The organism is Pseudomonas sp. S3_C06, from assembly GCF_054667675.1.
Window position 1 is genome coordinate 1154726 of the sequence record NZ_CP162747.1, and the last position, 12373, is coordinate 1167098.

Sequence of the window (12373 nt, forward strand, 5' to 3'; positions counted from 1 at the left end):
GCCGATGGTTTGAAACACACCCATTGAACGCAAGCCAACCATCAACGCATGAAGGGTGAACATCCTGAAACAGCTTACTCGCGAGGAGCTTGAGTCCGAAGTCACGCGCCTGCGTCTGGCCGTCAAGGCGACCTGCGACGCCGTTTGGGACTGGGATCTGCAAACCAACCAGGTCATCTGGAACGACTCGCTGCAACAGGCGTATGGCTACGCATCAACGGCCATAGAACAGACGTGTGACTGGCGGTTTGCGCAGATTCACACACAGGATCGCTCGCGCGTGACAACCTCGATTCGCTCGGCCATTGACGGCTCTGGCACGACCTGGAGCGCTGAGTACCGCTTCCTCTGCCACGATGGCTCATACGCCGAAGTCCTGGATCGCGGACATCTGATCCGCAATGCCGACGGCAAAGCCGAACGCATGATCGGTGCGATGCTCGACCTGACCCGTTCACGCAGTGCCGAAACCGCACTGCGCCAGAGCGAAGAGCGCTTCAGCACCATTCTGGAGACCATCGAGGCGGCGTTCGCCATCGTCAAAGTTAAATTCGACGCCAACGACCACCCCATCGACTATTACTTCGTCGAGGCCAACCCGGCGTTCGAACGTCAGGCCGGGGTCAACCTGCGGGGCAAGTGGGTCACCGAGTTTGCGCCCAACCTGGAGAAATTCTGGTTCGAAACCTACGGCCATGTGGCCAAGACCGGCGAGCCGGCCAACTTCGAAAACTATGCCAATACCTTCGAACGTTGGTTCGATGTGCGCGCCGTGCGTGTCGGCGATCCGGCCGATCGGCAGATTGCGATCTTCTTCAGCGATGTCACCGAACGTCGCGACGCGCAAGAACGCTTGCGCATCAGCGAGGCCGTCGCCCGGGAAAACGTCGAACGCGTCCAGCTCGCTCTGGCCGCCGGCGCCATTATCGGCACCTGGCACTGGCACTTGCCCAGCGATCGTTTCAGCGTCGATGAAGCCTTCGCGCGGGTGTTCGACCTCGACCCGGCCTGGGGTCTCGACGGTCTGAGCCTGGAGCAAGTGGTGATGACCGTTCACCCGGATGACAGGGAAGGACTCACAGCCGCGATCAACGAAGTCATTGCCCGTGGAGGTGCCTATTCGCACCAATACCGAGTGCGCGGCGCGGATGGCCAATACACCTGGATTGAAGCGAACGGCCGCGTCGAATGTGCTGAAGACGGCACACCTGTACGCTTTCCCGGCGTGCTCATCGATGTCGAAGACCGGCGCAACGTCGAAGCCGAGCGCGACCGGGTCACCGCCGCATTGAAAGCCCTCAACGACACACTGGAACAACGGGTCTCGGCGCGCACCGCAGACCTGATGCAGGCCGAAGAAAAGTTGCGCCAATCGCAGAAAATGGAAGCGGTCGGGCAACTCACCGGCGGTCTGGCCCATGACTTCAACAACCTGCTGGCAGGCATCTGCGCCTCCCTTGAACTGATGGAAAAACGCATCGGCCAAGGCCGTCTGAACGACATCGACAAATACATGCTGATCGCTCAGGACGCGGCCAAACGCGCCACCGCCCTGACCCATCGCCTTCTGGCCTTCTCCCGGCGACAGACCCTCGATCCACGGCCAACTGAGGTTAACGCGCTGATTGCTGGCATGACCGAACTGATCCAGCGCACCGTCGGCCCGAGCATTCGCCTGAAGACGGTCGTCGCCGCCGATCTGTGGCCGGCGCTGGTCGATGCCAGCCAACTGGAAAACGCCCTGCTCAACCTGTGCATCAACGCCCGCGATGCGATGCCCGATGGCGGCAGCATCACCGTCGAGACCGCCAATCGAACCCTGGATGCTGAATCAGCGCGCGTACGGGAAATGCCCGAAGGGCAATACCTGTGCTTGTCGGTCGCCGACACCGGTACCGGTATGAGCGCTGAAGTGATCGCCAAGGCCTTCGACCCGTTTTTCACCACCAAACCGTTGGGCCAGGGCACCGGGCTCGGGCTGTCGATGATCTACGGTTTCACCAAGCAATCCGGCGGGCAGGTGCGGGTGCAATCGACCGTGGGTCAAGGCACCACCATGTGCGTTTACCTGCCGCGCTATCTCGGCGAAACGCAGCGCAATCACGATGACGCGAAAAGCTCGGCAACCCTGCAGGCCAAGCCCGGCGAGACCATCCTGATTGTCGACGACGAACCCACCGTTCGCACGCTGCTCAAAGACGTGCTGAACGACCTCGGTTACAACCTGCTCGAAGCGGCCGACAGCGTTGAAGGGCTGGAAGCACTGCGCTCCAGCGCGCACATCGATCTGCTCATTACCGATGTCGGTTTGCCGGGCGGCATGAACGGCCGGCAGATGGCCGATGCGGGCAGGCAAATCAGACCGAAGCTGAAGACTTTGTTCATTACCGGGTACGCGGAAAACTCGGTGATCGGCAACGGTCAGCTCGGTCCGGGCATGCAGGTGCTGACCAAACCCTTTGCCGTCGACACGTTGGTGTCACGGGTAAGTGGTCTGCTGACCATCGACTTCGATTGAAGGGTGCGCAGCGAACCTCATGAACCTGTTGCGCCCTGCCGTCTTCGCTTGATACAGCGCCTGATCAGCGCACTCGATCAGCCCCTGCACCGGGTCCAGATGTGAACCACGCGCAGCGGCGATGCCGATGCTCAGGCTCACGCGGGTCACGGGACTGGTGGGGTGGGCAATGTTTTCCTGCTGCAAGCGCTGAAGAATCAGCTGCGCCACTACCGCAGCACCTTCAATGTCCGTGTCGGGCATGATCACCGCGAACTCTTCGCCACCGTAGCGCGCCACCAGATCCGACGGCCGTCGCACACACGCATCCAGCACGTGACCGACGGCCTGCAGACAGGCGTCACCGGCAACGTGCCCAAGCGCGTCATTGAACCGTTTGAAATAGTCGATATCGATCATCAACAAGGCCAGCGACGAGCCGTCGCGCTGTGCCCGCCGCGCCTCTGTGGCGAGGGTTTCGTCGAAGCAGCGCCGATTTGCCAGCCCGGTCAGCGCATCCTTCATGGCCAACAGTTCCAGCTGCCGATTGGAGCCGAGCAACTGCTGCTGAGCGATGCGCAGTTCGCCTTCAACCTGGGTCCGGCGACGGATATCGAGGATCAAGAACCAGCCAATCAGACCGGTGAGCCCCAACAGCCCCGCCACCACCACCGCCGACAACAGCGCCTCGGTTCGCCACGCCGTGAGCGCTTCACGCTTGCCGATGGCGACTGTGGTGATCAGCGGCAATTTCTCGCTTTTGCGAAAGGCGTAGAGGCGTTCGACGCCATCCAGGCTGGAGGTATACGACGCGGTACCGACCGATTGATCGACCAGGTACTTGGCGTAGATCGGCGACTTGGAAAAGTTGCGGCCCATGTCCTGTTCGCGGAAAGGATAGCGAACCAGCAATGTGCCGTCGGTATAGGACAAGCCTATGGCGCCGTCCTGGCCGATATCGAGTTTGCCGAACAGACGCAGAAAGTTTTCCACGCCCAAGGTCACGGCCACGACCCCGGCAAACTCACCGTGATCATCATTGAAACGGCGGCTGACGGTGATCACCCACTCCTGATTGGAACGGCTACGGATGGGTGGCCCGATAAAGGGTTCGCGGCTCGGGTCGTCGCGGTGATGAATGAAGTAGGCCCGATCACTGCTGTTGGCCCCCGCCGGGATCGGTCGATTGGACGACATCAGCCAATGACCCTGACGGTCATAGATGGTGATCCCGCTCATTTGTGGCATCAACGGCTGCTGGCGGTTGATCAGCGCACCCAGCCGCTGAATCTGCGCGGGGCCGCTGCCTTCGGTTTCCAGGCGTTCGACCAGCCCGAGCAGCAGCAGCGAACTTTGCCGGACAATGCCTTCGGAATAGGTCTCGAGTGCCTGGGTCAGGTTCAACCCGTGCACGTTGACTTCCTCCAGCGCGCGATCGCGCGAGGACAGCACTTTCCAGATGGTCAGCGACGCCAGAGAGCAGCCGATGACCAGCAGCAAGAGGATGACGAGGTGGGTATCACGCTTCACGAAAGTACCTAATGGAAAGTCCGGTTTCCCGTTCCGGCCGTTACTGATTCAAGGCAATAACAGCGGTCGTATGTCCTCGACCGGCGCAAGGATACAAGTAGCGCGTCGAACGTGCAGCAACCGTATGACGGAACGTCGTTTTCAGCCCCTTGGCGTTGTTTCGCAACGACACAGCGGCGGCCTGCAACTTATATTCGTGGCCGCAGGTCATTAGGCTTGCTGAGGTTGAATCCATCCGCAAACCTCGAATATTGAAGACACTGCCGTGGCCGCTGACCTCGATCGCCGCAATAACCTGTCACTGGACAGCCTGAACTTTTTCCTCGCCGACGTGCGCGACGGTCTCGGCCCCTATCTGGCCATTTACCTGTTGGCGGTGCATCACTGGGAGCCGGCCAGTATTGGCCTGGTGATGACCATCGCCGGGGTCGCCGCGCTGATCACCCAGACACCCGCCGGTGCCTGGGTCGACAACAGCCGGCGCAAACGTGCGTTGATTGCGATCGCCGCGCTGTTGGTGACCGGCAGTTGCCTGCTGCTGCCGTTCGTAACGTCGTTCACTTGGGTGGCGTTGACGCAAACCCTGAGTGCGATGGCCGCTTCAATATTCGCCCCGGCCATTTGCGCAATTACCCTGGGCATGACCGGGCCACGGGCATTTACCCGCCGAACCGGGCGCAACGAAACCTTCAATCATGCCGGCAATGCCTGCGCCGCCCTGCTGGCCGGGGTATTCGCGTATCTGTTCGGCCCGGTGGCGGTGTTCTATCTGATGGCGGCCATGGCCCTGGCCAGTGTCATCGCCATTGCCTGCGTGTCGCCAGACGCGATCGACCATGATCAGGCCCGCGGACTGGACCCGGCCGACGCTGGCCATCGTCAGCCTTCCGGTTTATCGGTGCTGCTGGGCAACCGCTCGCTGTTGCTGTTCGCCATTTGCTGTGCGCTGTTCCACCTGGCCAATGCGGCGATGTTGCCGCTGGTAAGCCAAAAACTCGCGCAAACCAATTTGCAGATGGCCACGCCGCTGACCTCCGCCTGCATCGTGGCCGCGCAGTTGGTCATGGTGCCTGCGGCGTTACTGGTCGGAGCAAAAGCCGATGTGTGGGGACGCAAACCGCTGCTGCTGGCCGGTTTTCTGATCCTGCCGTTGCGCGGTGTGCTCTATACGCTGTCGGACGATGCTTATTGGCTGGTCGCGGTGCAGATGCTCGACGGTGTTGGCGCAGGCCTGTTCGGCGCCTTGTTTCCGATCATGGTCAAAGACCTCACGCAAGGAACCGGGCACTTCAACATCAGCCTCGGCGCACTGACGACTGCCTTCGGACTCGGCGCCGCGTTGAGCAACGGTCTCGCCGGGTTGGTTGTGCAAGAGGCCGGTTACAGCGCGGCGTTTCTGACACTGGCCGGTATTGCAGCAGTAGCGGTTGTCCTGCTCGGTATCGGGGTGCCAGAAACCCAGCGCGCTGGGCGTCAGGCTGAAACCGGAATGGTCGAGGCCGCTGCAGAATCCTGAACGTACCCTGCTGTTCAGCTTTAACGTACAGACACGACAAAAGCCTGCTTTCAGGGCAGGCTCTTGTTTGGTCGCGTCGGCTTACTTCTGCTGAGCGGTCAGCGTCGAGTAGCTGTTCATCAGGTTGCGGTAATTCGGGATCCGTTGCGACAGCAGGTTGCCCAGCCCTTCAATATCGTGGCGCCAGTCACGGTGCAGCTCACACGCCACCGAGAACCAGTTCATCATTTGCGCGCCGGCCTGAGTCATGCGACTCCACGCGGCTTGTTGCACGGTGGTGTTGAAGGTGCCGGACGCATCAGTCACCACAAACACCTCAAACCCTTCCGCCAGCGCCGACAAGGTCGGGAACGCTACGCAGACATCCGTGACCACACCGGCAATGATGATTTGCTTGCGACCGGTAGCTTTGATCGCCTTCACAAAATCTTCGTTGTCCCAGGCGTTGATCTGACCTGGGCGAGCGATGTACGGCGCGTCCGGGAACATCTCTTTCAGCTCTGGCACCAGCGGGCCGTTCGGGCCTTGTTCGAAACTGGTGGTGAGGATGGTCGGCAGTTCGAAGAACTTGGCCAGATCGGCCAGGGCCAATACGTTGTTCTTGAACTCGTTCGGCGAGAAGTCCTGCACCAGCGAAATCAGACCGGTCTGGTGATCAACCAGCAGCACGATGGCGTCGTCTTTGTTGAGGCGGTTGTAGGTTGGAGTGGTCATGGTGGGCAGCCCTTTTGAGTTTTTGAAGTTGTTGTTGCGTTCAAGTTGGGTACAGATTACTGACGCACAGGGACGGGATAAATCGGCTGAAAAGCGTTTCACCGTCAACTCGAACAGGACAATCAGGCAATAAAACACGCTCCGCTCCGAACTTCCTGGCGATCCTTGTCATACTGTTGCGATGGATTACGTATGAAAAAAGGAGAGGTTCATGCTCGGACGCCGTCCGCCAGAGCCGAACACCGAAGACTCAAGCAGAGCCGCCTCTGCCCGCAACGCCGTGCGCGCCGGCTCGACATTCCGCCTGACGGTCAGCTTTATGCTGGTAGTGGTACTGGCCTTTCTGACGGTCGAGAGCTGGCGCACCTGGCGCGACTATCGCGCTGCATTCGCCTCCGCGCGCGATTCGGTAACCAACCTGGCCCGCGCCACCGCACAGCATGCCGAAGACACCATCCGCCAAATGGACGTGCTGACCGCAGCGCTGAGTGAACGGGTCGAAGGCGACGGTCTGCAGAACCTCGACGTGCCGCGTATTCACAAACTGCTGGTGCAGCAATCGAAAATCATGCCGCAGCTGCATGGCTTGTTCATCTACGGCGCGGATGGGCAGTGGATCGTCACCGACAAGGAGGTCACGCCCGAGACCGCCAACAACGCCGATCGCGATTACTTTCAATATCACCGCAGTCATGATGATCGACAGGTGCGCATCGGTGAGGTGGTTGAAAGCCGATCGACCCATGATCTGATCATTCCCGTCTCCCGCCGCCTGAACAATCCCGATGGCTCGTTCGCCGGTGTGCTGCTGGGCACGGTCAAGGTCAGCTACTTTGTCGACTATTACGGTGACTTCAGAATCGATGACAAAGGCGCACTGGTGCTGGCCAGACGCGACGGCACCATTCTCGTGCGCCGGCCGTTCATCGCCTCGGTGATCGGCAAAAGCCTGGCCAACAGCGAGATCTTCAAGGTCTACCTGCCCAACGCCAACGCCGGCATTGCGCAAGTGCGCGCGGTGGTCGACGACACTGAGCGGTTGTATGGCTATCGCGCGCTCACCACCTATCCGCTGGTAGTCGAGGCCGGGCTTTCGCGGGAATCGATCATCGAACCGTGGCAGCAGGATTTGCTGAAAAACGGCTTCGTGCTGGTGTTTCTGATTTTGGTGCTCAGCGGTTTCGGCCTGGTCGTGCTGCACCAGTTGCGCCAGCGCATGGCCATGGAGCGGGAAATTCGCTACGCGCACCAGACCATGCGCGACATGGCGCTGACTGACAGCCTCACCGGACTGGGCAACCGCCGACGTCTGGACAATGCATTGATCGACGAAATTCGTCTGGCGCGGCGACAGGGTTCGGCGCTGTCATTGATCATGCTCGATGTCGACCACTTCAAACGCTACAACGACCAATATGGCCATGCGGCCGGCGATGATTGCCTGAGCGCCGTCGGGCAGGCGATCCAGCAAGCGGTCAAACGACCGAGTGACCTCGCGGTGCGCTACGGCGGCGAAGAATTCACCGTGCTGCTGCCCAACACCGACAATGCCGGCGCCATTCAGGTTGCCGAAGACATTCTGCAAGCCATCCGCGCACTGAAACTGGAGCACGCCGGACATCCATTGGGCTATGTCACCGCCAGCGCTGGAATTACCACACGGCACCCGGTCGATGACACGGTTACCCCGGCAACTTTGTTGAAAGCAGCCGATACCTGCCTGTATCAAGCCAAGCAACAGGGCCGTAATCGCTGGTGCTCACAGGGCAAACAACCCGACATCGCGGTTATGAGCTAATAACACCTTCATTAAACCGTCGCTCAAACGTTGTACTAGGATAGGATCCAAGTCTGCGGTATTTCGTCGACCAAGGAGATCGTCGACAGTGCTGCAGACGTTTTTGAATTAACGCCTCTCAGGGATGACACGCATATGAATTCACACTTGTTCCCCCACATCGGCAAGGTCATCGCCAGCACCGGCAGCCGACACTTTCCGCGCATGCTGCATGACCTGATCCTGACGCAACTGGCGGTAGACGCCACGCACATCCGGCAGATGCGTGTCGAACCGCTGGGCCGCGCGTCGAGCCGCAGTGAGCCGGAGCCGCTGAAAGAGCCGGCCCTGCTCGCCGAAACGGTGTTTTCCGAACACAGTGCGGCGGCCCACCACTTACAGAATCCGCCGGCCGCGACCAGCGCGGACGCCTCGCAACTGCACCTGACCCGGCGCAAGGACGGCTACCGCTACGTGATTTCGGTGTACCGCAACGGCGAGTCGCAGCGCTTTTCCGCGCAGGAGCGCAGCCTGTTGCAGGACATCTCCCCGGTGCTGCTGCCGATGGTGGAAAAACACATCAACGCCCTGCAACCGGCCAGCCCTGATCCACAAAGCCCACCCGAGTCCGCAGAAGGCAGCGGCCTGGAAACCTTGCGCTTGCGCTTTGACGAGCGTCTGGAGCAACTGGGGCTGAGTCTGTCGAACCGCGAAACCGAAGTGTGTGTCGGCCTGCTCGCCGGGCGCACGGCGCCGGAATTGGCCGAGCAGTTAGCGCTGAAGGTCAACACCGTTGAGAGCTATCTGAAACGGGCGGCGATCAAGTTGGGTATCAGCGGACGGCATTCGTTGATGCGCTGGATGTATTCGCCGTTGGAGGCGTTGGCGTCGAGTGCGGCGTGATACGCAAGGATAGTGAGAGTTTCGGTTTCTTGGGTGTGTCAGTGAGATTCCCCCCTCACCCCAGCCCTCTCCCCCCAAGGGGGGCGAGGGGGAAAGGGAGCCGATCTCGGTTGAATTCGAAACTGAGTTCGACTTTTGAGCCGATCTTTGTGCTTTTCAAAACCTGAGTTCGGCTCGCTGTCCCACGTCGGTGCATTTCCAGCAAACACCGCAGTCAGTCCCCTCTCCCTCCGGGAGAGGGCTAGGGTGAGGGTCAGCTTTTAATCCCGCGCCAACGCCTCAATCGGATCAAGCCGCGAAGCATTCCGCGCCGGCACAAAGCCAAAAACAATGCCGATCAACGTCGAGCACACCACCGCCGTCAGCACCGACGCCAGCGAAAACACCATCTCCCATTCCTTGATAAACACCGAAAACAGATGCCCGATCGCATACGACAGGGAAATCCCGATCGCCCCGCCCAACAGACACACCATCACCGCCTCCACCAGAAACTGCTGACGAATGTCCGACTGCCGCGCGCCCACCGCCATGCGAATACCGATCTCCCGCGTACGCTCGGTCACCGACACCAGCATGATGTTCATTACCCCGATACCGCCCACCACCAGGGAAATCACCGCAATCAGCGACAGCAACAACGCCAGTGAGCGACTGGTTTTCTGCACGGTCTGCAAGACGCTGTCGAGGTTGTTGGTGAAGAAATCCTTGGTGCCGTGGCGTTGCAGCAACAGTTGAGTGACGTGTTCTTCCACCACTTTGCTCGGCTGGCCGTCCTTCATGCGCACGCTGATGCTGTCCAGATAACGCTGGCCCAACACCCGCCCGGCCGCCGTTTCATAAGGCACCCAGACGTTGAGGGTCTTGCCCGAGGCGAACAGGCTTTTATCCTGCGCGGCCACGCCGATTACCGTGCACGGCAGGTTGCCGATCAGGATCACCTGGCCCAACGGATCGACGTCTTGCCCGAACAAACGCTGCCGGGTGTTGTGATCGATGACCACCACTTGCGCCTGGCGCCGCGCATCGCTTTCGCTGAAGGGGATGCCGGCGGCCATCTTGATCCCGCGCACCTTGAAGTACTGATCGCTGACGCCGTTGACCTGCGCATCCAGGTCGATATTGCGGTAGCGCAGCAACAGGCTGCGGCCGATCATCGGCGTGGCACTGTCGACGTAATACAACTGATTCAGCGCGGTGACATCGGCCGGTGTCAGGGTTTCGATAGCGGCGGCACGTTTGTCGCCATAACTGCTGCCCGGATAGACATCGATGGTATTGCTGCCGATGGCGGCGATGTCCTTGAGCACATAGTTCTTCGCGCCCTCGCCCACCGCCGAAATCGACACCACCGAAGTGATGCCAATGACGATGCCGAGCATGGTCAGCAAGGTGCGCATGCGGTGCGAGATCAACGCCACCCAGGCCATGGCGAACGCCTCTTTGAACAGCCCGAGGCTGGCGACCAGACGCCGTGAGGCGGTGGCTTTCGGGGCCACCGGTTCATCGCTGAGCAGGTGCGTGGTGTCGCGTTCGTTGGCGCGGTCGCTGAGGATTTCGCCGTCGCTGACTTCGATGATGCGTTCGGCATTGGCCGCGACTTTCGGGTCGTGGGTCACCAGAATCACCGTGTGCCCCGCCGCGTGCAGCTCCAGGAGGATGCGCATCACCTCCTTGCCGCTGGCCGTGTCGAGAGCGCCGGTCGGTTCGTCGGCGAGGATCACTTCGCCGCCATTCATCAAAGCCCGGGCGATACTCACGCGCTGCTGCTGACCGCCGGAAAGCTGGCTCGGCCGATGCGTCAAATGCCCTTCCAGACCCAGCCGCGCTAACAATTCACGGGCGCGGGCATGACGCTGAAGCTGCGGCGTGCCGGCGTAAATCGCCGGCATCTCGACGTTGTGCATCGCACTCAAATGCGGCAGCAAGTGGTAACGCTGGAAGATGAAACCGAAGTAGTCGCGGCGCAGCTCGGCCAGGGCCTGATTGTCCAGATCGCGGGTTTCCTGGCCGTTGATTTTGTAGCTGCCGGCGGTGGCATAGTCGAGGCAGCCGAGGATGTTCATCAGCGTCGATTTGCCAGAACCCGAGGCGCCGATAATCGCGACCATTTCCCCGGCATTGATCGTCAGATTGATGTTCTTCAGCGCCAGAAACTCGCGGTCGCCAGCGGTGAAACTGCGGGTGATGCCGGTCAGCTGTAGCAGTGGTTCAGTCATGTTCAGGCCCCTGCCACATTGGTCAACGGATCACCGATCACCACACGATCGCCTTCGGCCAGACCGCCATTGATCTGCACTTTGACGTTGTTGTTGATCCCGGTCTGCACATTGCGCGACTGCGCGTGGCCGTTGGCGTCCAGCACCCGTACCGGAAAACTGCCATCGGCATTGCGCGGCCCGAGCGCCGCCACCGGTACGGTCAGCACCGACTTGGCGGTGTCGAGGATAATGCGCACCTGCGCGGTCATCGAAATGCGCAAACGATGGTCGGGGTTCGGCACCTCGAACAAGGCGTTGTAGAACACCGCGCTACTTTGCTTCGGCGTGCCGGCGGGTGGCGTTTCGAGGAAGTTCTGCGGCGCCGGGTCCGTGCCGCGCAGTTTCGCGTAGTAGCGTTTGTCCTCGCCGAGAATGGTGAAATACACCTCTTGCCCCGGGGCGATGTGAATCACGTCGGCTTCGGACACCTGCGCTTTCACCGTCATGGTGTCCAGATCCGCCAGTTTCAGCAGGACCGGCGCCAGTTGGCTGGCGATCACCGTTTGCCCCTCTTGAGTGACCACGCCGACCACGTCGCCATCGATTGGCGCGACGATGCGCGTATACGCCAGATTGACCTTGGCCGTGTCGATCTGGATATGCGCGCTTTTGATCTGCGCATCCAGCGACATCAGATTGGCCTGCTGCACCTGATAGTTCGACTCGGCGTTTTCAAAATCCTGGCGCGAGATCGACGCGTCGTCCTGCAAGTTCTTGTAGCGCTCGTAAATCGCTTTGGTCTGCCTCAGTTGAGCCTGGGTCGCGCGTTTTTGCGCCTGCAGGTTCTCCTCATCGACCTGGGCCTGACGCAGCGTATTCTGCAACACCAGCGGATCGATTTCCGCCAGCCACTGGCCCTTCTTCACCTTGTCGCCGACCTTGACCTTGAGCGACTTCAATTGCCCGGACACCTGCGCGCCGACGTCCACTTGTTTGATGCCTTCGAGCAACCCGGTAGCGAGCACCGCGTTTTCAATGTCACTGCGTTCCACCGGCGCGGTCAGGTATTGCGGCGCCTCGGCCGGTGCCTGCACCGCGTAGAACGCCAATCCCGCTACTGCCACTAACGCCAAACCCATACCGACTTTGCGCAACTTCGACTTTTCCATAAATGACCACAAGTCCGTTCAGGGGTGAACCCGGCCAGCGGCCGGGCTCTGGTAGATAAACAACAA

General features: G+C 60.5%; 8 protein-coding genes. 4 read left to right on the forward strand and 4 right to left on the reverse strand.

Annotated elements, in window-relative coordinates; translation table 11 throughout:
* Positions 1–55 precede the first annotated feature (55 nt).
* Entirely contained in the window at positions 56–2518 is a 2463-nt protein-coding gene (locus AB4N44_RS05040) for a PAS domain-containing protein (protein ID WP_460109920.1), read from the forward strand.
* Here AB4N44_RS05040 and AB4N44_RS05045 read toward each other — a convergent pair.
* On the reverse strand, positions 2480–4027 hold the full coding sequence (locus tag AB4N44_RS05045) for a sensor domain-containing diguanylate cyclase (RefSeq protein ID WP_127928510.1): 1548 nt from the start codon (positions 4025–4027) through the stop codon (positions 2480–2482). The two genes, AB4N44_RS05040 and AB4N44_RS05045, sit on opposite strands and share 39 nt — an antisense overlap.
* A 265-nt stretch (positions 4028–4292) precedes the next feature.
* Here AB4N44_RS05045 and AB4N44_RS05050 point away from each other — a divergent pair, with 265 nt between their 5' ends.
* Positions 4293–5543, forward strand: coding sequence for an MFS transporter (locus tag AB4N44_RS05050; protein ID WP_160040699.1), 1251 nt, complete (start codon positions 4293–4295; stop codon positions 5541–5543).
* A gap of 81 nt (positions 5544–5624) precedes the next feature.
* Here the strand turns inward: AB4N44_RS05050 and ycaC are convergent, their stop codons facing one another.
* Positions 5625–6257 (reverse strand): isochorismate family cysteine hydrolase YcaC, encoded by a 633-nt coding sequence (gene ycaC / locus AB4N44_RS05055; protein WP_460109916.1) that lies wholly within the window; start codon positions 6255–6257, stop codon positions 5625–5627.
* A 211-nt stretch (positions 6258–6468) separates the two neighbouring features.
* On the opposite strand from ycaC, the gene AB4N44_RS05060 reads away from it, so the two are divergent.
* A complete protein-coding gene (locus tag AB4N44_RS05060) occupies positions 6469–8055 on the forward strand; it encodes a sensor domain-containing diguanylate cyclase (RefSeq protein WP_460109913.1) in 1587 nt (528 codons plus the stop codon).
* 135 nt (positions 8056–8190) lie between these two features.
* Positions 8191–8937 (forward strand): response regulator transcription factor, encoded by a 747-nt coding sequence (locus AB4N44_RS05065; protein WP_150750917.1) that lies wholly within the window; start codon positions 8191–8193, stop codon positions 8935–8937.
* A 260-nt stretch (positions 8938–9197) separates the two neighbouring features.
* Here AB4N44_RS05065 and AB4N44_RS05070 read toward each other — a convergent pair whose 3' ends face one another.
* Positions 9198–11156 carry a MacB family efflux pump subunit gene (locus AB4N44_RS05070; RefSeq protein ID WP_127928524.1) on the reverse strand — a complete coding sequence of 653 codons (1959 nt, stop codon included), beginning with the start codon at positions 11154–11156 and terminating at the stop codon, positions 9198–9200.
* 2 nt (positions 11157–11158) lie between these two features.
* Positions 11159–12307 (reverse strand): macrolide transporter subunit MacA, encoded by a 1149-nt coding sequence (gene macA, locus AB4N44_RS05075; RefSeq protein WP_455806904.1) that lies wholly within the window; start codon positions 12305–12307, stop codon positions 11159–11161.
* Positions 12308–12373: the final 66 nt, after the last annotated feature.

Coding starts and splice junctions, on each gene's coding strand:
- ycaC (WP_460109916.1), bottom strand. CDS start 6,257: ATGACCACTCCAACCTACAACCGCCTCAACAAAGACGACGCCATCGTG.
- AB4N44_RS05060 (WP_460109913.1), top strand. CDS start 6,469: ATGCTCGGACGCCGTCCGCCAGAGCCGAACACCGAAGACTCAAGCAGA.
- AB4N44_RS05065 (WP_150750917.1), top strand. CDS start 8,191: ATGAATTCACACTTGTTCCCCCACATCGGCAAGGTCATCGCCAGCACC.
- AB4N44_RS05070 (WP_127928524.1), bottom strand. CDS start 11,156: ATGACTGAACCACTGCTACAGCTGACCGGCATCACCCGCAGTTTCACC.
- macA (WP_455806904.1), bottom strand. CDS start 12,307: ATGGAAAAGTCGAAGTTGCGCAAAGTCGGTATGGGTTTGGCGTTAGTG.